This is a genomic window from Clostridium sp. AF19-22AC (assembly GCF_003479085.1).
In the GTDB taxonomy this organism is placed as follows: domain Bacteria; phylum Bacillota; class Clostridia; order Lachnospirales; family Lachnospiraceae; genus Faecalicatena_A; species Faecalicatena_A orotica.
Window position 1 is genome coordinate 1 of sequence record NZ_QUGN01000027.1, and the last position, 21,441, is coordinate 21,441.

The 21,441-nt window shown below is 38.8% G+C and carries 24 protein-coding genes and 1 pseudogene; 8 read left to right on the forward strand and 17 right to left on the reverse strand.

Going from position 1 to position 21,441, the window contains the following annotated elements; translation table 11 throughout:
• The 6 genes and pseudogenes from DWX43_RS27105 to DWX43_RS22430 form a co-directional block, all read left to right on the forward strand.
• Nucleotides 1-234: pseudogene (locus tag DWX43_RS27105) on the forward strand (hypothetical protein); the annotation flags it as partial.
• A 470-nt stretch (nucleotides 235-704) separates the two neighbouring features.
• Nucleotides 705-1,622: an Rpn family recombination-promoting nuclease/putative transposase gene (locus DWX43_RS22410; protein WP_118621934.1), complete on the forward strand. Its 918-nt coding sequence runs from the start codon at nucleotides 705-707 to the stop codon at nucleotides 1,620-1,622.
• Nucleotides 1,623-1,902: 280 nt separating this feature from the next.
• A complete protein-coding gene (locus DWX43_RS22415; protein ID WP_118621936.1) occupies nucleotides 1,903-2,427 on the forward strand; it encodes a histidine phosphatase family protein in 525 nt (174 codons plus the stop codon).
• Nucleotides 2,428-2,443: 16 nt separating this feature from the next.
• Complete coding sequence (locus DWX43_RS22420) at nucleotides 2,444-2,791, forward strand: hypothetical protein (protein WP_118621938.1); 348 nt, start codon at nucleotides 2,444-2,446, stop codon at nucleotides 2,789-2,791.
• Complete coding sequence (locus tag DWX43_RS22425; RefSeq protein ID WP_118621940.1) at nucleotides 2,788-3,681, forward strand: GNAT family N-acetyltransferase; 894 nt, start codon at nucleotides 2,788-2,790, stop codon at nucleotides 3,679-3,681. Before DWX43_RS22420 ends, DWX43_RS22425 begins: the two co-directional genes overlap by 4 nt.
• A 20-nt stretch (nucleotides 3,682-3,701) precedes the next feature.
• Nucleotides 3,702-4,373: an AAA family ATPase gene (locus DWX43_RS22430; protein WP_118621942.1), complete on the forward strand. Its 672-nt coding sequence runs from the start codon at nucleotides 3,702-3,704 to the stop codon at nucleotides 4,371-4,373.
• A gap of 283 nt (nucleotides 4,374-4,656) precedes the next feature.
• Here the strand turns inward: DWX43_RS22430 and DWX43_RS22435 are convergent, their stop codons facing one another.
• Both DWX43_RS22435 and DWX43_RS22440 read right to left on the reverse strand, forming a co-directional pair.
• Nucleotides 4,657-5,874 carry a tyrosine-type recombinase/integrase gene (locus DWX43_RS22435; RefSeq protein WP_001291561.1) on the reverse strand — a complete coding sequence of 406 codons (1,218 nt, stop codon included), beginning with the start codon at nucleotides 5,872-5,874 and terminating at the stop codon, nucleotides 4,657-4,659.
• Between the two features lie 81 nt (nucleotides 5,875-5,955).
• Nucleotides 5,956-6,159 (reverse strand): excisionase, encoded by a 204-nt coding sequence (locus DWX43_RS22440; protein ID WP_000814511.1) that lies wholly within the window; start codon nucleotides 6,157-6,159, stop codon nucleotides 5,956-5,958.
• On the opposite strand from DWX43_RS22440, the gene DWX43_RS27475 reads away from it, so the two are divergent.
• Complete coding sequence (locus tag DWX43_RS27475; RefSeq protein ID WP_001845478.1) at nucleotides 6,143-6,394, forward strand: hypothetical protein; 252 nt, start codon at nucleotides 6,143-6,145, stop codon at nucleotides 6,392-6,394. The two genes, DWX43_RS22440 and DWX43_RS27475, sit on opposite strands and share 17 nt — an antisense overlap.
• A 225-nt stretch (nucleotides 6,395-6,619) precedes the next feature.
• On the opposite strand, the gene DWX43_RS22450 is transcribed toward DWX43_RS27475, so the two are convergent.
• Together DWX43_RS22450 and DWX43_RS22455 are read right to left on the reverse strand one after the other, a co-directional pair.
• Nucleotides 6,620-6,850 carry a helix-turn-helix domain-containing protein gene (locus tag DWX43_RS22450; RefSeq protein WP_000857133.1) on the reverse strand — a complete coding sequence of 77 codons (231 nt, stop codon included), beginning with the start codon at nucleotides 6,848-6,850 and terminating at the stop codon, nucleotides 6,620-6,622.
• A complete protein-coding gene (locus DWX43_RS22455; RefSeq protein ID WP_000804885.1) occupies nucleotides 6,847-7,269 on the reverse strand; it encodes a sigma-70 family RNA polymerase sigma factor in 423 nt (140 codons plus the stop codon). The genes DWX43_RS22450 and DWX43_RS22455 overlap by 4 nt, the downstream gene beginning before the upstream one ends.
• A 504-nt stretch (nucleotides 7,270-7,773) precedes the next feature.
• Here DWX43_RS22455 and DWX43_RS22465 point away from each other — a divergent pair.
• Nucleotides 7,774-8,127 (forward strand): helix-turn-helix transcriptional regulator, encoded by a 354-nt coding sequence (locus DWX43_RS22465; RefSeq protein WP_001227347.1) that lies wholly within the window; start codon nucleotides 7,774-7,776, stop codon nucleotides 8,125-8,127.
• Nucleotides 8,128-8,186: 59 nt separating this feature from the next.
• Here the strand turns inward: DWX43_RS22465 and DWX43_RS22470 are convergent, their stop codons facing one another.
• From DWX43_RS22470 to DWX43_RS22530, 13 genes are all read right to left on the reverse strand, one after another.
• Nucleotides 8,187-8,354, reverse strand: a complete 168-nt coding sequence (locus DWX43_RS22470; RefSeq protein ID WP_000336323.1) for a cysteine-rich KTR domain-containing protein — start codon at nucleotides 8,352-8,354, stop codon at nucleotides 8,187-8,189.
• Between the two features lie 118 nt (nucleotides 8,355-8,472).
• Nucleotides 8,473-10,392, reverse strand: a complete 1,920-nt coding sequence (tet(M), locus tag DWX43_RS22475) for a tetracycline resistance ribosomal protection protein Tet(M) (protein ID WP_026389858.1) — start codon at nucleotides 10,390-10,392, stop codon at nucleotides 8,473-8,475.
• Nucleotides 10,393-10,407: 15 nt separating this feature from the next.
• Nucleotides 10,408-10,524, reverse strand: coding sequence for a tetracycline resistance determinant leader peptide (locus DWX43_RS22480; protein ID WP_001814923.1), 117 nt, complete (start codon nucleotides 10,522-10,524; stop codon nucleotides 10,408-10,410).
• A 244-nt stretch (nucleotides 10,525-10,768) separates the two neighbouring features.
• Nucleotides 10,769-11,701: a conjugal transfer protein gene (locus tag DWX43_RS22485; protein ID WP_001224318.1), complete on the reverse strand. Its 933-nt coding sequence runs from the start codon at nucleotides 11,699-11,701 to the stop codon at nucleotides 10,769-10,771.
• Nucleotides 11,698-12,699 (reverse strand): bifunctional lysozyme/C40 family peptidase, encoded by a 1,002-nt coding sequence (locus tag DWX43_RS22490; RefSeq protein WP_000769868.1) that lies wholly within the window; start codon nucleotides 12,697-12,699, stop codon nucleotides 11,698-11,700. Before DWX43_RS22490 ends, DWX43_RS22485 begins: the two co-directional genes overlap by 4 nt.
• Complete coding sequence (locus DWX43_RS22495) at nucleotides 12,696-14,873, reverse strand: membrane protein (protein ID WP_000804748.1); 2,178 nt, start codon at nucleotides 14,871-14,873, stop codon at nucleotides 12,696-12,698. Before DWX43_RS22495 ends, DWX43_RS22490 begins: the two co-directional genes overlap by 4 nt.
• Before the next feature lie 2 nt (nucleotides 14,874-14,875).
• Nucleotides 14,876-17,323 (reverse strand): ATP-binding protein, encoded by a 2,448-nt coding sequence (locus tag DWX43_RS22500; RefSeq protein ID WP_000331160.1) that lies wholly within the window; start codon nucleotides 17,321-17,323, stop codon nucleotides 14,876-14,878.
• The gene (locus tag DWX43_RS22505; protein WP_000723888.1) at nucleotides 17,307-17,699 is read right to left on the reverse strand and encodes a conjugal transfer protein; all 393 of its coding nucleotides are present in this window, start codon (nucleotides 17,697-17,699) and stop codon (nucleotides 17,307-17,309) included. The genes DWX43_RS22500 and DWX43_RS22505 overlap by 17 nt, the downstream gene beginning before the upstream one ends.
• Before the next feature lie 88 nt (nucleotides 17,700-17,787).
• Nucleotides 17,788-18,285 carry an antirestriction protein ArdA gene (locus tag DWX43_RS22510; RefSeq protein ID WP_000342539.1) on the reverse strand — a complete coding sequence of 166 codons (498 nt, stop codon included), beginning with the start codon at nucleotides 18,283-18,285 and terminating at the stop codon, nucleotides 17,788-17,790.
• Between the two features lie 116 nt (nucleotides 18,286-18,401).
• Complete coding sequence (locus DWX43_RS22515; RefSeq protein WP_001009056.1) at nucleotides 18,402-18,623, reverse strand: hypothetical protein; 222 nt, start codon at nucleotides 18,621-18,623, stop codon at nucleotides 18,402-18,404.
• A gap of 42 nt (nucleotides 18,624-18,665) precedes the next feature.
• Nucleotides 18,666-19,871: a MobT family relaxase gene (gene mobT, locus DWX43_RS22520; protein WP_000398284.1), complete on the reverse strand. Its 1,206-nt coding sequence runs from the start codon at nucleotides 19,869-19,871 to the stop codon at nucleotides 18,666-18,668.
• 22 nt (nucleotides 19,872-19,893) lie between these two features.
• Nucleotides 19,894-20,046, reverse strand: coding sequence for a hypothetical protein (locus tag DWX43_RS22525; RefSeq protein ID WP_000879507.1), 153 nt, complete (start codon nucleotides 20,044-20,046; stop codon nucleotides 19,894-19,896).
• Nucleotides 20,047-20,048: 2 nt separating this feature from the next.
• The gene (locus DWX43_RS22530) at nucleotides 20,049-21,434 is read right to left on the reverse strand and encodes an FtsK/SpoIIIE domain-containing protein (protein ID WP_000813488.1); all 1,386 of its coding nucleotides are present in this window, start codon (nucleotides 21,432-21,434) and stop codon (nucleotides 20,049-20,051) included.
• Between the last annotated feature and the right edge of the window lie 7 nt (nucleotides 21,435-21,441).

Sequence of the window (21,441 nt, forward strand, 5' to 3'; positions counted from 1 at the left end):
GATTATAATACCCAGATCAGCAGCGCTGAAAAGAGGGGACTCAAAGCCGGGGAGGAAATCGGACGCAAAGCTGGCGAAGAGATTGGAATACGAAAGGGCAAAGAGTTAGGAAAAGAGTTAGGAGTTCAAGAGGCCCGTCAGGTTTTCAAATTATATATGCAGGGCAAGTCTCTTGAAGAAATTGCTGGTCTCTGTAATATCAGTATCGACAAAGTGAGGCAAATATTGGAGTAGTCTCTATCATTTTCAAACACAAATGTTTCCGAAATCAAAAGACATTTGATCATCAGATTATCACGCTTCGGATATCATAGTAATTTATAGTTGCCAGCTGCCCTCTGGCCTTGGTAAGAGGATAGCTGGTTTTTATTATTTTCTGTTAAATCATATTCACGCGCTTAGCAGGAATGAGAAAAATGCAACTCCAATTTCGTCATATTGCCTAATTGCTCTTTCCCTTATCTCATGATATACTCTCACCAAGAAACTTCGAAAGGTATTCACCTTTCATTTTTCGATCGGCAGTTCGCCGGTTTACCCCAATTAATTACTTATTAGAACCGCAGAAAACAATGAATCTTCTACATTTTTAAGGTACTTCTGTCTTTTACATATCCATATATCATGATATGATAATAATAAACCAGAATAACTCCTTACATGTGTAACATTCGTTTTCTGCACAGGAAAGGAGATTTCATTTTATGGCCCAAAGCAATTTTATTATGTTACCCACTGTAGACTTTTGTTTCAAGGAACTGATGCAGAACCCCAAAGTCAGGAAAGGATTCATTTCGGCTTTGCTGGACCTGTCTCCGGACGAAGTGGAAGACACCGTCCTTCTGCCCACACTGCTGCCGAGAGACTCGGCTGATGATATGCTGGGAATTATGGATGTACGGGTATTACTTAAGGACGGGACGCAGATGAACATGGAAATGCAGGTCAAATACTTTGAATACTGGGATGAACGCGCCTTGTTCTACCTTAGTAAGATGTTTGACAGCCAGATCCGTAAAGGTGAGTCCTATGAGAAGCTGCAAAAGTGTATCCATGTAAGTATTTTAGACTTCATCCATTTTCCGAATGATAAAGAATGTTACCGCAGGATTCATTTCCGGGATGATCAGACATCAAAACTGTATTCCGATAAAATGGAGCTTCAGATACTGGAACTGAAAAAACTGCCTCCTGAGGTTAAGACCGGAGAAGATGTTCTTGCATGGATGAGGTTCTTCAGCAGCAAAAGCAAGGAGGAGTTTCAGAATATGGCTAAAACAAACGAATATTTCGATGAAGCATACAATACATTGCTCAATCTAAGTGCTGACGAGAAGAAACGGCTGGAATATGAAGCAAGGGAAAAGGCATTGAAGGATTATAATACCCAGATCAGCAGCGCTGAAAAGAGGGGACTTAAAGCCGGAGAAGAGATTGGGCGCAAGGCCGGGGAGGAAATTGGACGAAAGGCCGGCGAAGAGATTGGAATACGAAAGGGCAAAGAGTTAGGAGTAGAGGAGGCCCGTCAGGTTTTTAAACTATATATGCAGGGCAAGTCTCCCGAAGAAATTGCCGTTCTCTGTAATATCAGTATTGACAAAGTGAAGCAAATATTAAAGTAGCCTCTATCATTTTCGAGCGCAAATATTCCCGAAATCGAAAGACATTTGATCAACTAAGGATCACGCTTCGGATCCCATAGTATCTATAGCTGCCAGCTACCCTCTATGGCTTTGGCATAAGAGGATAGCTGGTTTTTATTAGTAAGCGTTAATGCCGCAATATTGAATATATCTTACTATCCTTTTAGATTTATGCATGATATAATTTATCTGGTTAAACTCGTTATGAACATCATAATAAAAGACAAGTAAAAACTAAAATTAAACAGGAGATATCTTTATGAAGCTATATGTTGCCCGTCACGGTCAGACTTCCTGGAATGCACAAAATAAAGTATGTGGAGTTACTGATATAGGACTAAACAAAAAGGGAATAGTGCAAGCGGAAAAATTAGCAGACACAGTGGGAAATTATAATATTGATATTATTTTATCGTCCCCGTTAAAAAGAGCCGTGGAAACAAGTAAGATTATAGGCCGAAAAAATAATATTGCAATTCAGATAGAGGACCTTCTTGTTGAGCAAAATTATGGTATTTATGAGGGTGTAGACAGAAATGATCCTCGTTTTCTAAATAATAAAAGAGATTTTGCATATAGATATCCTGAAGGCGAATCTATGTTGCAGGTGGCATACAGAATATATGGAGTAATTGATAAAATAAAGGAAGAACAATACGGAAAAAATGTTCTTATCATTAGTCATGGCGGAGTATGCCGCATTATCAGAACATATTTTAAAGATATGACAAATGATGAATTTTTCAATTATAGATTAGAAAATGGTACGCTAGAAGAATTCTAGTAAATGGAGGAATCTCATGGAATGGTTTGGATTAGTGGCCCTTTGCCTTGTATTTTGTTATTCTTCATATCCCGGCAAAGTTAAACGGCTTGAAGCAGCGGTAAAAAGATTAGAGAAAAAGCAAAAAGGAGAAAATTATATGTCAAAATTAATCAGTGAATTAGTCAGTAAAGATTGCAAAATAAAATCCGATGATGCCCTGCAATTAGTAGGAAATACGGAATTGAATTGTTTTGTATTAGATGCAGATGATGAATGGATCAAAGTCCGCTTTGTAGATAGGAAGAAAAATCAAATCATAAAGCTGCTCAGGATAGAAAATATTAGTGAGGTGGAAATAATAAATGAGCAGGAGGATTTATGATGGAACATTTCATTAAAGGCTATTTTAATGATGATGCAAAGAGAACGCTTCTAAATTCTCTTACGCGGGACATATATGGCTTTGATTTCACAGACTGGTATAACAATGGTTACTATACCGGAGAATATATACCTTATTCCATAGAAATTGATGGAAAGATTATTTCTAATGCTTCGGCCAATATTATGAAATTTTCTCAAATTAATTTAGATGGTGAGTACAAAGAAAGAACCTATATACAGATTGGTACGGTTATGACTTTGCCCGAGTATCGCAGAATGGGTTTTGCCGGGAGATTAATCAAAGAAATTATTAAGGATTACCGTGACAATTGTGATGGAATATATCTGTTTGCAAATCTCAGCGCTCTCAATTTTTACGAAGATCTTGGATTCTGGAAAAGCATGCAGTGTAAAGTATCTGTTAAAAAAAATATTGTAATAGAAAAAAAAGATGCCGATTTCATAGAAATCAGGAAGAATAAAGAAAAAAGAGAGAACTATTTAGCTATGGTCAAGCTTACTACCTGTAACAGCTCTTTTGAACAGACGAATAAGTTTGGTCTTCAAATGTTCTATACTGGCGATTTCCAGAATGTATATTATTCAAAAAGTCTTAATTGTTTCGCATGCTATGAGTGTAATGAAAAGACATTGTATCTTAACAGTATAATTGCAGATAAAGAGACTTCTGTTAGAGATGTATTAGCGAAAATTCCAGATACATTTGATAGAGTTATCATTGGTTTTACACCTAAGAAATTTGATTTAGATATATTTGATTTAGAAGAATATGACGGTGCTGACAATTATCGTCTTTTCTGCATGGGAAATATATTAAAAGAAATCGAAGAGAATAAACTTTATTTCCCCGAATATTCTCATGCATAGCGAAAAGTAAAGGAGTGCCTATGAACCCAATATTAACTACACTTCCATCACTTGAAATAAAATCGTGGTCGGAAGAAACACTGTCCGTTCTGGCTGCAAAAATATTAAATCGCATGCCCAGACCTTTGATACTTATTGATGGGGCTGCCGGCTCAGGAAAGACAACCTTAGCGAAAAAGCTTGCTGAATTGCTGTATGCAGATCTGGTTCATACAGATGATGTAAGCTGGTGTGCAGACCCGGTCCACTGGGACGATGAGATGCTTGCGGGCATCGTGAACCCCTGGCTCTATGGGAAGAAAGTTTCTTATAAGCCTGCCAGCTGGATCAAGGAAAACCGTCCCGGTTACATCAATGCCGATCCTGACAGGGCGCTCATCATAGAGGGCATGGGCGCGTGCAGAAAATCGATGCGCGCAGCTGGGGCATATTCCATTTGGGTCGACACAGAGCCCGGGATCGCCCGGAACCGTGTTGTACAGAGAGATGTTGCGAATGGGGAAAATGGCGGTACCGTCGAGTCTGTCACAAAATTCGCTGACTGGTGGGATTCCCTGATGCTTCCTTTATTATTGGAGGAGGAAGCGTGGAAACATGTGGATGTAATCGTGAATGGGTCGAGGTCTGATTTGCCGGAAGATAAGATTTTGATTCATGACCCCCGTCTATCAGGCTGGAAAAAGAAAGTATGAAGAGGTACTAATGGCAGACGATAACATAAATAGGAAAACAGCCGTGATTATATACTGTCACGGCTGTTTTCCTTATAAACCCAAAAGATATTTTTAATATTTTTCACTTAAACAAAGTATAAATTTCTAATTATCTTTTTATATTTTCTTAAATGCTCGTAAAGCCTTATTCTATGTGCTTTCGAGTATTTTTACTGTAGGAAGATACTTCACGTTTCTTTGCATATTTCCTCATGTCTTAGCTGTCAGAAGTGGTAAATAAGTAGTAAATTCATTTGTACTACTAAGCAACAAGACGCTCCTGTTGCTTCTCTTTATTCAAGCGTTTCATTTCTGCCATTGCAGAATCGAATGTTGCATGTGCGTAATAGTTCAGCGTCATGGCTATATTAGCATGTCCCATAATGTACTGTAATGCCTTTGGATTCATTCCTGCATTTGCATAGTTGGTACAGAATGTATGTCGCAAACTATGTGGAGTGATGTGTGGCAATTTATCCTCGTTATACTTATTGTATTTCTTAACAAGACCTTTCATCATGCCGTTGTAATCACTTGCCACTTTTGGATAGTTCTTTCTATTAAGAAAGAGGAAATCACTATATCCATCAATCTCAACACGCTTATCATTCTTTCGATTCGCTAACACTCGCTTAAATGCTTGATAGGCTTCTTCAACCATAGGAACTTGACGTTCGCCACTTTTGGTCTTTGGTGTTTCAATGTAGTACCCAATTTCAGTATCTCTCAATAGCTGATGGTCTATATTGACAAGACGATTCTCAAAATCTAAATCTGGAAGTGTCAAACCACCAAACTCTGAAATACGAAGACCTGTTTTTAAGAGTATCAGAATTTCATCATAATTTTTGCTGTAGGTTTTATCAGCTTTTGCAAAGGCTAACAGTTTTTCTTCCTGTTCTTCTGTTAGTACGGTCTTAGGGACAGTATCATCATCAAGAACTGCTTTCAGTTGAAAGTCAAATGGATTCTTCCGAACACAATCATCTTGTATAGCAATATAGAATGAAGCCTTTAAAGAACGTTTGTAGTTATTGATGGTTTGATAAGCATAACCATTTTCACTCATTCTAATAGCCCATTCTTTAGCGTCTGATGGCTTAATACTGTCAATACTTCTTACACCTAACTTGTCTTTCTTCAAAATATCCATAAGATATTTGCGTCCAGTTTCAGTGTTTTTTCTAACCTTTGGTCTTTGAGCGTTCTGTTTTGCGTAAAGCTGGCAGAGTGTCATTTTCTTTCCTACAACATCAATACCATCATGAATGTCTTTCTGTAACTCTGCGATTTTCTCTCTAAGTGAGATACAATCACGCTTTCCTGCTGGTACTCGGTCTGTAGCCACAAGTTTCCACGAGTAAACAAATTGCGGTTCTCCAAATGAATCTATATATTTGTATAAGTATCTTCCGTCTTTTCGTTGGCTCTCTCCAGTCTTTAAGATTCGACCTTTATTGTCACGTCTTTTTTCTGACATGGCATTTGCTCCTTTCCTTTATGGAAAGAGCCTTGATACGACTTAATACTATTTTATCATATACAAGACCCTTTGGCGACGCTAGATTGCGTCCAATGTATCTATAATTTTTTCAAATTGTTTTCGTTTAATCTGAATACGATTGCCATTCATAATCAGCCAATTTGCATTTTTATTTTCCTCTGCCAAGCGTCGTAGCTTGTTTTCGCCAATACGAAAATATTTTGACGCTTCTTCAATGGTTAGGGTATAACGTTCCCAAATAGGAATGTCAGTCTGCTTCATAAAATCCTCCTTTCCAAATCACTTATTTGGATTTCATAAAAGTTGTTTTACCAGCAATCGAACAGCTTTAGCAAAGCTCACGGGAGTTCCACCCCTGCATGGTTCTCATGTAGCCATACTCATTGCCTGCGACGGTTTTATCACGCTCGGACTATTGACTGTATGGGAGTATCATTATCACGATAAGAATGTCGTTGCAGGCAATCCTGCTAAAGATTGCTTCTCGGATCACTAACATGAATCGCTCGCTATCTTTATAAGATAGGTCATGGCGGTTAGTTCCGTTGGCTCTTTTCTTATCGAAACGTATTCGATTACTTTTATTCAGTTTTCAAAGAACAATGGCTCGTTAGCCTATCAAAACACATTGAAAGCTCAATATGCTTTGGTGGAATAACAAACCTCCCTGTTCGGGAAGCGTGGAATGGTTTAGCACGCTTCCACGAAAGGAGAGAGGATATTACTTAATTTCAAATGACAAAATCTTTGTAATCAGTCTGGTTTCCATTCTTCCACGTAAGACTTCATCAACGACCATACTTTGATTGCCATATTCATCTTTCATAAGTCGTAGGGAACGCTTCGTTATGTACCCTCTGTAATGATGTAGAATCTGGTTAATCGCTTCGGTATCGCCATCTGTTGCCTTTACAATGAGAGGAAAGGGAATCATAGGATATTGTGTTTTCATTCTTCAAATTCCTCCATAAACTTTTTAATTAAGGCTAGTCCACTGGTTCTATGCCGATAGACAGTAGAACGGTTCAATTTCAACAGGTCTGCAATTTCTGAATCGCTCATGTCCATAAAGTAAAACAGCAGTAGAATTTCACGTTTCTTGTCTGGCAACTCACGTAATGCTTCACTCAACAAATCATTTTCAACGCCTACTGATAACCCATTGAGTGTAAAAATCTGAAAGTCAGTTGAATAGTTATCTGTTGTCGCAAACTGGCTAACAAGATAATCGCCAACATCCGAAAAGGACACCTCACGCTTTGCAATCCTTGAAAGATAAAGCATATAATTCTTTCGCTCGTCTTCCATAGCACGTTTACAGATATAGTCAAACTGATTTTCTATTGTGGTCTGAAAAGAAGATGGTTTCATGTTTCTCACCCCCTTTCTGTCTAGGAAAGGAAGTGAGCCTTGCTCGTTTATCTCCTTTCACTCTTAGTCCCAATGTGAAAGGGGGATTTGTTGCATTACTGATAAATAAACTTTGTAAAAAAGTTCTGAATAGCCAAAAAAGCATATAAACAGATTTATTTCTCTGTTTACATGCTTCTGTTATTCTATCTATATGATTTATAAAACCACATTGGTGGACGTACTTATCTATTGCAGATAGACGACTTTTTTTGACAAGAACCCAATGTAAGGAAATTTATTGTATATGATGTACTTCATGGCGACGTTGACCTCCAACAAACCGCCATTTGGAAGTAATATACAATATTTTAACAGCGTAAATAGCACTACCATATAACGGTTTTTTTTATTGGCGTTTAGTAGTGCTTTTTATTAAATATAAACCTATAAACCATATAACACGTTTTTCTATACCTGTTTTTAATTCAGTAGGAACAATAAAATGTATAGAGGTGGTCTACTATGCGTAAAAAAGAAGATAAATATGATTTTAGAGCCTTTGGTTTAGCCATTAAAGAAGCTCGATTGAAACGAGGTTTAACTCGTGAACAAGTGGGAGCATTGATTGAAATTGACCCACGGTACTTAACTAATATTGAAAATAAAGGGCAACACCCCAGCATACAAGTTCTTTATGACCTTGTATCGTTACTTCATGTTTCCGTTGATGAATTTTTCTTACCTGCTAATAACTTGGTAAAAAGCACCCGACGATTACAGATAGAGAAATACATGGATAGCTTTACAGACAAAGAACTATCCTTAATGGAATCTTTAGCCAGCGGTATCAACGAAGCAAGAAACATCGAAGACTAATTAAAAGAATCCATACATAACGGAAAGAGCCGATAAAATGAGATTGTATTAATCTCATTTTATCGGCTCTGCGTCTTTGCGTCTGGCTCTGTAATCACAGTTACTTTGAACTGCTTTATTTCAATTAAATTTTCTTGTCTGCATTTCGGACAATAGAGGGGGAATTTTTTTAATTCAGTATCTTCCCTTATCTTTAATCGTGTTTTATTTCCACATACAGGACACAATATCCACTTGTAGTTTATAATAACTATCTCCTCCTTTACACTTTAATTCAAATCTTTATTAAAAAATATTTCATCTTATTTAACAAGAAACCATATTTATATAACAACATAAAATACACTAAGTTATTTTATTGAACATATATCGTACTTTATCTATCCGACTATTTGGACGACGGGGCTGGCAAACAGGTTCACCGGTAGTAACATGGTACCCTTTTAACTCTGTTAAACAAACACTACGTCCATTTGTAAAGAAAGTTAAATCACTACGATATTCTTGAATACACCGAGCAGGGATTTCTCCACTAAGAATGACCTCATTATTTTTCAATTGAGTGTCTACGATGTTCGCACAATATTTAGGAGCATCGTTGTATGCTCGTGAAAGATATTCCTGTGGCGCATAAATTTTAAAACTAAGATATGGCTCTAACAATTCTGTTCCAGCTTTTTTTAAGACTTGTTCCAATACAATAGGAGCAAGCATCCGAAAATCTGCTGGGGTACTAACAGGGCTATAGTATAAGCCATACTTAAAACAGATTTTACAGTCCGTCACATTCCAACCATACAATCCTTGTTCACAGCCATAGCGTATCCCCTCCATAACTGCATTTTGAAACGATTGATTTAAGTATCCAAGAGAAACCGAGCTCTCATACTGTACTCCGCTCCCTAATGGAAGCTGTGCTACAGATAGACCAATGGAAGCCCAGAAAGGATTCGGTGGAACTTCGATGTGAATGGTATACTCTGCTTTTTTTAACGGTCTTTCCATATAAATGACTGTAGGCTCTTTTATTTCTATCTCCACATGATACTTTTCTTGCAGCAGAGCACAAGTCACTTCCATTTGTACTTTCCCTAAGAAAGAAAGTATGATTTCATGTGTCGCAGAATCCACATAATATCGCAGAAGCGGGTCACTGTCGGAGATTTCTAAAAGTGCATCAAGTAACATTTCCCTTTGTTGAGGTTTGCTCGGTTCAACAGTCGTTTGCAGCAGAGGGAGGGGATTTTCAATTCTCTCTCTCTGTGGCAATAGCTTTGTATCTCCAAGAACACTATTTAACTTCAAAAACTCATTCTGCAAAATAACAATTTCCCCGGAATAAGCCTTATCGATTTTACATAATTCACCATTTATTGAAGTATACATTTCTGTAATTTTTATTTTTTCCTTTTCCGATATTCTAACCGAATCTCGCAAATGCAGTACGCCACTATAAAGACGTATATATGCAAGACGCTGTCTTTTTTCCGAATACTCAATTTTGAAAACTTTTCCGCAAAGTTCAGACTGACCTCGATGTGTTGATGAATAAAATTTATTCGTAATCACTTCTATAAGGTTATCAATCCCTATATTGTTTTTTGCACTTCCGTGATAAACAGGGAACAGGGAACAATTATGAAATCTTATGCTTTCCTCTTGTTCGAGTTCTAATGCTTCCAATAATTTCCCAGACGTATATTTCTCCAAAAGGTAATCATTTCCTTCTATTACCATATCCCATTGTTCAGATTCGGTAAAGTTCATTACACGCATATTAGGATGCAGTTCTACCTTCTGTTTGATTACAATTTCCGCAGAAAGTTTCTCTTTAATATCCTGATAAACCGTTGATAAATCAATTCCATTTTGGTCAATCTTATTGATAAAAAAGATTGTGGGAATACCTATTTTCCTAAGTGCATGAAACAATATACGAGTTTGTGCTTGTACGCCATCTTTTGCAGAAATCAGTAGAATTGCCCCATCTAATACTGATAATGAACGATATACTTCTGCTAAAAAATCCATATGTCCTGGCGTGTCTATGATGTTCATCTTAGTATTTTTCCACTGAAAAGAGGTTATCGCCGTCTGAATTGTAATTCCTCTCTGACGTTCTAAAAGCGTATTATCCGTTTTCGTTGTACCTCTGTCCACGCTTCCTAATTCTGTAATCGCTCCACTGTTATATAATAAGCTTTCTGTTAAGGTAGTTTTTCCCGCATCAACATGAGCTAAAACTCCAATATTAATAATTTTCATGTGATTTTCCTCCATTCAAAAGCCCAAAAGGGCATAAAAATCCCAGTGATAAATACTCTTATCACTGGGATTTTTATGCATAACCATAGGCATACAAAGCATACAGATATTCTCCGGATACTTTAGAATCACATGATAAAGGTATTCTTAAACTGGGTACAAAAAACTAAGCCCTCCTAAAAAAGGACATCCAATTATTTGTTCCCACTATCAAATTGACAGTTTATTTAAGAATACCTTGCCGCATATTTATTAACTCCTTTTAAATAGATACTTAAATAATAGCACGTAAGAGCATATTTGTAAAGGAATCTCCAATTTTTTATCAAAGAGAGTACGTGATTACAAAATAGCTGTAATAATGTACCAATATTTGTTATTCTATAATCTTCCAATTACTCCCGTTCTTTTCAAGTACCAAATCAAATTGAGATACCTGCGTTGCTTTGGTCTGCTGGTCGATATACTCCACTGTCAGCGATACCGTGACTTGATTATCCTTACGATTGTGAATAGGATTTACCAGTTCTTGAAAGATGTACTCTTTTCCGATTGGTTTTAATATCCCGTCATTCACATAGTAGGAAAGTTCACTGGCTGTCGCTGTAGGATAGAGCTTGAAGAACGTCGTTAAAAACTCATTGATTTCATTGGTTGTAATGGAATCAACCGTCCCCTCACTTTCAATGGCTTTTGGTTTATAACTTGATTTCTTAGGTATGTTGGTAATGGTCGGATTCTTAACCAGTACCATATTTCCAGAACCATCTACATAGACACTCACTATATAAGCAGAGTGGACGGTCTTTGTATTTTCTCCCTCTGTAATGAGCTGGTCTACACTGTAGGTTACATTAAACTCATTGTCGCCAGTTGGCTCTACCGTCCATATCTGAAATCCTCTTACAGAAGACGATACAGGAATATCTTTGCGTACTGTATCAACATTGAGAGCTTGAAGTTCATCTGTCAGATAGCCTTTTAGACTTTCCATTCGATTATCAATGGACTTATCGGATTGCTCCCATGAATAGTAGACTTTCGCAAAGTTCTCTACAAAATTTTCTACATGATGAGTATCAACGTATTCCTTTTCTATGATAGTTGTTTCGTGAATAGTATGAGTATCTATAGCTGTAAAGTGCTTGAATATCGCAAAGCTGAAACTAAGCCCTAAAAGTACCCACAAGGCAATCACAACCTTTTTATGAGGATTGACCTTATAGACACGAGGTTTCTTTTCCTTTGGTATCTGTTTTTCTTTATTCTGATTTTTTCTAAATTTCATCATTAAATCTTCCTTTCTCATTGTTTGATTCGTCCTGCTCCCACTAAATGCTGTTGCCAGTAGGGGCTTGTTAAGTCGGCATAACCGATTGGGTCGCCTGCATGAAACATACGGTTATTGCCAAGGTATATCCCAACATGAGTAATATAAGAGCCAGCGTTATAGGTAGAATGAAAGAAAACCAAATCGCCAGCTTGTGCTTCCGATAGTGGGATATGCTGGGTCACATCATATTGCTGTTGTGCGGTTCGTGGTAAGTTAATTCCAGCTTTTCCATACGTCCATTGTGTCAGTCCGCTACAATCAAAAGAAGTAGTCGGGGAAGCTCCACCGTAAACGTATCGCCAGCCCTCATATTTCAGTGCTTCGTCCATGATGGCTTGTACCGTATCATCATCAAACTCTGTTGTGACAAGATACTGCGTTACCAGTTGCACATAAAACATATTGCCATAGTTGTATCGCCAGCCCCCATTGATAGGTATGGCTATGGGATTGGGGTAAGACACTTTTTCGCCACCTGAATACTCTTTTGAGAAACTTTGAGCCAGTTCAAAGGTATATTTATTTCCACGATTAGCCACATACCCTAAGAAACCACCACCATAATTGTAGGACTGGATAACCGATTCTAAATCTACACTGAGCCTTTCGCTACTGGCTAATAATTCACTGAAATACTTCACACCTTGCTTAATGGATTCTTCTGTACTCAATGAATTAGGTGGAAGACCGAGGGATTCCGAGGACTGCATAACATCTTCCGCAGTACCGCCCGATTCCACCTGTATAATCGCAAGAAGTATGTTGACATATTCTTCAACGCCATATTCTTTGGCATATTTTTCTACCATAGGCTTATGAGCCAGCACTTCTGCGGAAACATTCACACCTCCATAATGAATATTGGAAATTCCGCTGTCCTGTTCATCTGAAAATAAAATGGCAACAAACAGAAGCAGTGAGAAGACCATCAAGAATAATCCAGAACCACCAATCACTAAAGTTTTCAACTTCATGGTTTCTTACCGACTTTCTTAATGGTGGCGGTTTTGATTGGTGGTCTACTTCTTGTATTTTGTAGTGGTACTCTTTGAACAGTAGACGGACGTTCTTTTGTGATTGGACGTTGTGAAGTTCTATCTGCTGTAGTGGTTGAAGTTGCTGGCTTTTGAACGGTTTTTTCTTGAACGGTATTGCCTTGGCGTTCCACTTTTGGACTTGAAAAATCGGACTTAACTGCTGGACGCTCTTGTTTGGCTTGTTGAGATTCCTTATATGAAGTCTGAATATTAGACTGTTTTGAGGTCTGTTCATCATGATATTGTTCTTGTCTTGTAGTCGGTCTTTCATGAACAGAAGAAGCAGGCTGTTTTTTCTGTTTGACCTGTTCCATTTCAGAGCGACGCTTCGCAATGGTTTTTCGCCTTTGTTCCTGCTGTTCCTTGCGTCCACTGGCTCTGTCCGCTTTGGTTTGAGAAATACTACTGGTTAAATCACGGACATTCTCTTTTACTTTGGATTTTCCTTGATATACTGCATATCTTGCATTGGTCGGCAAATCTTTAACCTGTTCTTTCAAACCACTAGCAGTGTCTACCATTCTGTCTTTGGTATCAGCTACTGTACCGATGGTTTGACCGATACGTTTTCCAAGTGTTGATTTTTCCTTTCCGTCTGGTCGGGAGTGATCTGCTTGTGTCCTTGCAGAACTCCCCGAACCCGACTGTCCTTTTTTACCTGTAACAATGGCAGACCCAGCCCCTAGAGTAGTCATGGAACGTCCAAGTTTCCGCTGTAGACGGTGCATGTGAGCGTGCATAAGCATACGAGGTTTTCTCATCACACGACTTCCCACACTTTGAGAATCGTTACTCTGTAGAGAAAACATACTCATTAAATCGCCCAGCTTGAAGTAGATTCCTGCAAAGGTCACAATCTGTAGAAAAGCAATCAAAAAGAACGGATAACCAGCCGATAAGGTATAGAGCATGGTTGAAATACTAAATGCTGTCGTAATAATCAATGTGATTCCAGCTCGTGTCAAAATGGTATTAAAGAGCTTTGTTATGGCTCGTTTTGACATACCATCAAATGATGGAATCATGCTTAAAATAAAGCTCACAGGCAGAAACATAGCATAGATGATAAAAAGTACCTGCGAGAAAATCATGATTCCTGTTAATAGGAATACAAATATGGAAATCCCAATATTGAAGACAAATAGGAAGAAGACTGTACCTAAACGGTTAATGGTCTTTGTAATGGTTAGATTGGTATTGCTTCTGTCTTCAATTTCTTCCGCAACAATTTTTTCTCTGTCTTCGCCATTGTTGGAATCTGGGCTGGTGGAGAGCAGGCTTTCCACACGGTCAATACCGATACTTTCAATGTCTGAACTGTTGTATTGAAGCAGTAGCCACGGTTGCTGAACCTGTATGGAAAACAGGCTATCTCTGATTAAGTCCACGCTGTCCTTGCCTTGACTATCGGAATGGGGCATGACAATCTTCGTGCCAAGTGATAAACTGGCATTACTGATGTCTGATGAAAAGTCATTGATTTTTTTAATGTAGTCGGGAGCGTAGGCAATAAAGGAAGCCGATAGGATAAACACCAGCACAAAATTCATAATGGCATGAATTGCCTTTGTGGTTTCTCTCTTTATCAGTCCCGTATAGGCAACATAAACCCCAAGAACCAAAATCAAGAGTAAGAGGAATCCAACATAGAAACCCTCTGTTGAAAATCCGTTTGCACTCACACCAGCTAAGGTCTGCATATTCTTACCAATGGAATCTGCTGTAGCGGAAATGAAGTCTAAGGAATAGGCTTCCTGTACTAAGTAACCTGTCGCATTGGAAACATACAAACTGATTGTCCAAATAAAATTGGTAATGGCATATAGTCCATACATGACCTGTTTTCCAATCCCGTCCGACCAGTTCCACGGAAGCCAGCCCCAGCTATTATCCACATAAAAATCCAGTTGATAGTTTTCAAGTGGGTATCGGCTGTATTCATTTGCCACATTGACCGTATCATCTACCAAGCCCGCAGCTTGAACCACCGTTCCCAGCATGGCTAAAAGAAAAATGGCAATCACAAGTGTGAAAGCCACTGTCATTGCCACTTTACCTAGACGTTTCAGCGTCCAGTTTGATTTTATTCTGTTTACTATTGATGGTTTCACATTTACACCTCTTTTCGCACAGGTGGTCTGGTATCAAAGGCATGGAGCAGTTCTTCAAATACAGGGTGGAACTGTATCACACCGACACGACCATATAAATCACTGATAAGGCATTGCCCGTTTTCCAAATCACGCAATCGCTTCTGATTGTTTTCGTCCTCTGGGTCTACACCAAAAAAGGCTAAGGTCTTTTTAATCTCGTTAAGGTCAGTGGAACGAAATGCAAATTTTAAGCCGAGGTTATTTTTCAGTTTTTCATCTAAGAGGTCGTCTGTATTTTGGGTCACGAAATATACCCCAGCGTTCATAGCACGACCAGCCCGAACCAGCTTCATAGATAGTGTTTTTCCTTGTGCTACCTGTAAAAAGCTCCATGCTTCGTCTAAATCTACAATCTTGAAAATGCTTCGGTCTGTATGGATAAAGTCTAAAGCAAAGGTACTAATGACAATCAGCATAGCAACGGATAAAAGCTCCATAGTGGTATATTCCTCAAAGGAAGTTTCCTTGTCGGGAAGTACCAAGTCCGCAACCTGTATAATGTTCAGTTGTTTTTCTAAGCTGATAGACTGCTCCACATAACCATTACTGAATAATAAATGTGCAAAGTCATAGTCTGTAAAACTTTCGATATGGTCGGCTATACTGGTACTTAGTGGCGTATTCTCAACCCGTAATTCCTCAATCACTTTCATCAACCCTCGTACTTCACTATTGGTTACTGCACGAATGGCTTTTCTAAGGATTGGGAAGCGTTCCCCATCACGAGAGGAAATCCCCGTAAGGAATGTCAGAATATCAATAGCCAGTGATTCAGAATCTTTGGGATTTTTCATAATCACATAAGGGTCAAGTAAGCCTTTGTTTTTCTCATCAGAAGTCAGAGTGACGATATTGATTTCATGGGAAATCTCTGGCAAGGTTTCTTTCCATCTGCCACGTTCTGCTTTTGGGTCTACAATCACTGCTTGTGCCCCATAAAGCACCGCATAATAGACGATAAGGTTATTCGCAAAGGATTTACCACCACCCAGCGAACCAACAAAAGCCGACGCTAACGCATTGGTTACTGAACCCTTAACCCCTTGACTGGCAAGAGCAGGTTTCAGATAGACATTGCGTCCAGTATCTAAGCTGTAGCCAACATAAATCCCCTCATTTTCCCCCAGCATTTGAGTAGCACCAAAACCTAAACCAGCGAGGAAATCAGAGGTCACGTATTGAATATAATCATTCATATAACGCTTGCTGGCAGGTAAAAATTCTTCATGTAAGCCGAGCATATCCCCAAATGGTCGTACCAGTTTTACGCTTAAATCGTCATAAAAATCTTTCACTTCATTACAACGACGTTTGAGTTCGTCAAGATCATTTGCTGATACCCTTACCACATAAGACAGCTTGTACATAGATTCCTTGCTTTGGTCTAAATTGGTTTCCAGCTCATTCACACTTTCCAGAGCTTCCGCCACATTGGAGCTGGTTTCATTATCACTTTGCCAAGCGTGGTTATCCAAGTCTTTCAGTTCTTTCTTTTTATTGCGGACAGTAGATAGGGCTTTACGATTCGCTACAATTTCCACATTCATTGACGTATCAATCGGGAATGTAAATTGCTGTTGCTGGTAGTAGAAGATTTCAGAGGACGGGAAGTCCAGTTCTCCGACAATGCTGTTAATGGTAAAGTAAGCTACATAGACGGTTTCATCTTCCTGCTGGATTTTCAAATATCGCTGTTTTTCTTCCACCAAACAGCGAGTAGGCTTAATCAAGTCATAGTATTTAATCAGCGTTTCATTATCCAGCTTTTTCTTTGATAGATGGTACTCATACTCTTCATAGGCAGTGCCTGTCTGTCCGTAAAGGTGTTCAATCAGATAGCCGAAGTCGTCCTTATCTAACCTGCGGATTTTGAAACGACGAGAGATTTTATTTTCTAAGAGCTTTTCCATCTTCTGAAAACGCAGGATTTCATCATTACTCATACTAACAAAATCGCCCATCAGCTTATGGTTCACATCATAGACAAAATCAGACAAAGCATTTTTTGCTTCAACGGTAAGACTTTTCATAGAAAACTCCTGATCGTTGAGAAGCAACTTAAAGCCGATAAAGAAACGGTAGTTCACTTGATTTTCGCCAATCATGGATATTAAAGCGTCTGTCTGTTGGTCGATTTTGTCATAGGCAACCGCTTTGAGCTTGCCAGTGACTTCATTTTTGGAACGCTCTTGTGCAGAACGTATGCTGGATTCTGTACTGATTTGTAAAGCATGAATTTTGCCATCACGATTTTGTGCGATAAGCTGTCTGAAAGAATCATGCACTTGTATTTTCTGTTCTGGACTTAGAAATGAGTAATTGTAAGGAACAAGCTCATAGTAAGCATAACATTCCCCGTCTTTATTCCAGACGAGATTGTTTTCAATGTATTTAATTGGATATGCCATAAAATTCACTCCTAACTGCTGTAATGGCTTCTTGTGGCTGGTTTCTGCCAAGCGTTACTTTTTTTCCTGCATAGGTCAGCTTTGGTCGCAGTGCATAAGCAATGACAGACTTCAAAAATCCATAAGGCTTTTTACCATCAAAAGTTTTTGTAGACATAAACCATGTGAAAGCCACAGGAATCCCAAAGTATTTGAGAAATGCTCCCTCTATCATGGAAAGAGGGGGCAAGTTGCCAAGTATCATCACTGCAAAGAGTGACACGACAAACCATGTCATTTGCGTAAAGGTTATGGGAAACGGAAGTCTAAAATCATTGATAGAATACAGTACCTTTTCCACAGACCAGATACTGGTATAGCTTCGTATTTTCTTCATGTAATCAATCCTTTCATAAAAAATAGGGGTAGCTGATTGAGCCACCCCGTAAAATAGAAAATCTGCCAGTAGTAATGTACCGACAGATTTAATAGACGATTTCAAAAATCCCATGATTGGTTGAGATAAACGTTCCTGAAAGGTCTAAATCCCGACCATAGGCTTGATAATCAATATAGTTTTGAAGACTAGCTGGTACTTCGCCTAAAGCACCCGTTTCTTCAATGTAGTAGCGTGCCACGTCATACATATCATCACAATCGGAATGAATGATAATATCCTCTTGATGTTCGCTTAGTTCTTCAATGCTTGAAAAATGAGTGAGCAGAGCAGATAGCTCCGATTGTAATTCTTCGGGTAATTCCGATACCATTTCCCATAGTCGATTGAGTTCGCCAATGGAAGTGTATTCGTCAACCGTAAAGGGTAACTCGTAGTCATGAATGGCGTATTCCTCATATTCATCATTCAAGCCGATTTTCTCTTTGACTTCCTCAAAGTCAATGGGAAAGGTAAACCACGCACCGACCAATTCGCCCTCATTGTATTTGCCTAAATTCGCAATATAGACTTGCATATCGTCCATATATTCACGTCCTTTCTTTGTAGAGATTCAAAAATCCCTACCGCACTTCGTTTGGTGTACCATTCCTTTGCGGAACATAAGAAAACCACTTATATTCCACAAAAGAACGGTTTTATTTAAGCACCAATAATGCGATTGAATAGCTCTAGTAAAATGTCTTTTACTCCAGCAGCGTTGAAGACTAAGCCAACCGCAATAATCGCAATAATTAAAAAGCCAATCAGTTTGCTAAACTCACGCTTGAAGCCAAGATACAAGCCAATCACAACGATTGCTAAAAGCACCAGTGATTGAGCGTTTGATAGAAACCAGTTATAAAGGTTTTGTCCAAAATTCATAAAAATGTTCTCCTCTCTATATTCAATGAATTTGTATTTGAGTTATTTTTTTGTTGTTATCACGTCCTGTTCTTTTACTGACTGTTGCTTCAAAATCTGCTTGTGTCGGTCTGTCAGTTTCGCATGGTCGAGAATGTCTTTTACAACCTGCGTCTGGTTGATTTCATCAAGTTTAATCGCAACCTTTAAGGTCGGGGCAACTTGATGAGATAGCCAGTTCAGCGTCCTTTGGAAGGAGTAAGGCTCTGGTTTTGTGGTTAGTTTTAATCGTTCACGATTGTTCCCAATAAACCAAGCCCATTCTTCATTCAGTTTCCAATCAGAACGAGGTTTGGAATCGTCTTTATCTACAAAACGGATATACCGATTGATAATTTTAAAGGCGGTATGCTCTGGATTGTCATAGACGAGTAAATCACGGACTGCATAATAGGCACGCTCATTTTTCAATCGAATCTCAAAACGGTTTTTTACTTCTGCGTCTTCAATGGGAATATCATTTTTCTTGTACTGCTCGTAGTCCTTTTCATAGATACAGAAATAAACTTCACTTTGTAATGAACCGATATAGAGGGTGTTTCCCATACATTCCTTTTCCTCTTTGCGTACCAGTTCGCCACTGCGATAGCTTTTAAAACTGCGGAAGACGGAGATACATTCTTCCTGTTGGCACTTTTCAGTGAGTACAGGGATATTTAAAATCCCTGTCTTATCGTTAATGGCAAGGTCAAGGCGTTTCATCACACCGCCAGCCACCAAAACGTCCATAAAGAACTCATACCAGCTTCTTTGTTGTGCCAGAAGATAGCTTTCAAATTGTCTGCACCCACGACCTTTCAATTCCACCAGAACTCCTTTGTCCAGTTCATGGGAGCAAAGGACGAATATGTCGCCTAAAGCATAATGCTCTGAATAAGAATAGAAACCATAGTCCTCATGAAGAAAATAGGACAGTTTCAGTTGTAAGATGTTTTCGACCACCTGCTGTACGTCTGTTGTCGGAAAGCGAATTCTTACATAATCAAACAGCATTTCAAGGGGAGCGTCGGGATTGAAGCGTTCCAGAGCTTCCCAAAGGGACTGCTGTAAATCCTCTGATGGCTTGACTTTTCCTGTTTCAATATCGCTTAGATACTGCCTTGTAATACCAGTCGCAACAGCTAAACGGTTTTGAGATAGTCCATAAGCCAAGCGTTTTTCTTTTAAATGCTGTAACCAAGTTTGTTCATTCAGTAAAAATCCCTCCAATCAAAAAGGCGTATGTCAACTTTTAAAGCCCATTTGACATACGCTGAAATTTTGTAAATCCCTTGTAACCAAAGGATTTTCTAATGTTTTTTTGACTGTTTCCTGTCGATTTGTACCCCCCTGTTAGATACGGGGGGTTAAGTGCTGGCGTGGCTATTGCCACACCAGCCAGCAAGATCAGTCCACACCTGCGACTTCCGCTTCGCACGTCGCCTGCGTGGACTGTCTGCTGTTGGATAACTTTTTAATTTCCTCCAAGAAATCATATCCTTTTGGTACAAGGGGAGTATAAAACTCTGATATGACACTTGTTCCTACATCAACATAGCCACGACCTTTGATTCGCTTTAAGAAGAAATCCTTTTGTACGTCACTGCCAAACATCATGCCATAGCCCATTTCAGACATACGACCTAAAGCCACTCTGAAATTAAACTGATCACGGATTCCGTCGCCTAAATATTTTGCGTCTGGACGTTGACAAGCCAGTATTAGAAAGAAGCCAGCTTGACGACCTAACATGACAATCTGTTTCAGCTTATTCATAACTGCGGTGTTTTCTTTTGTTCCCAGCATTTCCATGAAAGCGACGTATTCATCAAAGATTAAGAAGTGTGCCGGGAGACCTAAGTAAGCATAATTTTTGCCAGTCTTATAGTTCTTCATCTGCTTCATTTCCTCACTACGTTTCATCATTTCTTCATAGAATGTTTCAATGCAAGAAAGCAAGTCTTCTTTTCTATAGTAGACATTTGCCATCACAGAACCTAAGTCCGCAAGATCAGCATTTTTCGGGTCAAGAATATACAGTTTTGAATCTGTATGAAGCAAGGCTTCAATCAGTGTCAGTATAAAGTAAGTTTTACCGCCACCTGTACCACCAGCAATCAACATATGAGGGAGCTTATCATATTCCCACCATACGTTTTTCATTAAGCGAAGTTTACCATCTTTAGCTTCTACTTCATCAATAGAAATACGACTGGCTATGGTGTCATAGAGCAAAGTATATTCCACATAGGAATCCTTTAACTCTTTATCCGTCAGCTCACAGTACAAGCCACTCTCTAATTTCTTTTCCAAGTGTAAGAGTTGGTCTTGATATTTTCCCAGCGTGATTTCCACCCGTATCTGTATCAAGCCATTTTTAAGTCGATAATACATTTTAGGGAAGTAGGTTATCTTTTCCTTTGTACGACCAGCACTATCTTTAAAGAAACCCTCTGTTTTGACCTGTTCAGATTCATACCACTTGTTTTCAAGTATCATCTTTGCCAGTTTTTGACGGTGGTAAAGTTGTTTAACCGTATCATAGCGAACCCGTTTGAATACAAACGCTACCAGCAAGCAGATAAGAATTGCGACACTGAAACTGATAATTAAATAGGGAATGTCAATCTTATCTGCTTGTGATAGGTTAAAATCCTGCCAGTTGATCTGCTGGATTGTCTTCACATGAAACAGTCCGACAACCAGCAGGAAAACAGGCAGGAGTGACGCTATCGTAAAATGAAAGACTAAATCTTTACCAGATGGGCGAATCCTTTTACCACGCTGTTTCATGCGAAAA

Coding starts and splice junctions, on each gene's coding strand:
- DWX43_RS22515 (WP_001009056.1), bottom strand. CDS start 18,623: ATGAATTTTGGACAAAACCTTTATAACTGGTTTCTATCAAACGCTCAA.
- DWX43_RS27475 (WP_001845478.1), top strand. CDS start 6,143: ATGTCAGTCTGCTTCATAAAATCCTCCTTTCCAAATCACTTATTTGGA.
- DWX43_RS22425 (WP_118621940.1), top strand. CDS start 2,788: ATGATGGAACATTTCATTAAAGGCTATTTTAATGATGATGCAAAGAGA.
- DWX43_RS22510 (WP_000342539.1), bottom strand. CDS start 18,285: ATGGACGATATGCAAGTCTATATTGCGAATTTAGGCAAATACAATGAG.
- DWX43_RS22410 (WP_118621934.1), top strand. CDS start 705: ATGGCCCAAAGCAATTTTATTATGTTACCCACTGTAGACTTTTGTTTC.
- DWX43_RS22415 (WP_118621936.1), top strand. CDS start 1,903: ATGAAGCTATATGTTGCCCGTCACGGTCAGACTTCCTGGAATGCACAA.
- DWX43_RS22450 (WP_000857133.1), bottom strand. CDS start 6,850: ATGAAAACACAATATCCTATGATTCCCTTTCCTCTCATTGTAAAGGCA.
- DWX43_RS22485 (WP_001224318.1), bottom strand. CDS start 11,701: ATGAGAAAGGAAGATTTAATGATGAAATTTAGAAAAAATCAGAATAAA.
- DWX43_RS22500 (WP_000331160.1), bottom strand. CDS start 17,323: ATGGCATATCCAATTAAATACATTGAAAACAATCTCGTCTGGAATAAA.
- DWX43_RS22435 (WP_001291561.1), bottom strand. CDS start 5,874: ATGTCAGAAAAAAGACGTGACAATAAAGGTCGAATCTTAAAGACTGGA.
- DWX43_RS22420 (WP_118621938.1), top strand. CDS start 2,444: ATGGAATGGTTTGGATTAGTGGCCCTTTGCCTTGTATTTTGTTATTCT.
- DWX43_RS22490 (WP_000769868.1), bottom strand. CDS start 12,699: ATGAAGTTGAAAACTTTAGTGATTGGTGGTTCTGGATTATTCTTGATG.
- DWX43_RS22455 (WP_000804885.1), bottom strand. CDS start 7,269: ATGAAACCATCTTCTTTTCAGACCACAATAGAAAATCAGTTTGACTAT.
- DWX43_RS22465 (WP_001227347.1), top strand. CDS start 7,774: ATGCGTAAAAAAGAAGATAAATATGATTTTAGAGCCTTTGGTTTAGCC.
- DWX43_RS22430 (WP_118621942.1), top strand. CDS start 3,702: ATGAACCCAATATTAACTACACTTCCATCACTTGAAATAAAATCGTGG.
- DWX43_RS22530 (WP_000813488.1), bottom strand. CDS start 21,434: ATGAAACAGCGTGGTAAAAGGATTCGCCCATCTGGTAAAGATTTAGTC.
- DWX43_RS22440 (WP_000814511.1), bottom strand. CDS start 6,159: ATGAAGCAGACTGACATTCCTATTTGGGAACGTTATACCCTAACCATT.
- DWX43_RS22505 (WP_000723888.1), bottom strand. CDS start 17,699: ATGAAGAAAATACGAAGCTATACCAGTATCTGGTCTGTGGAAAAGGTA.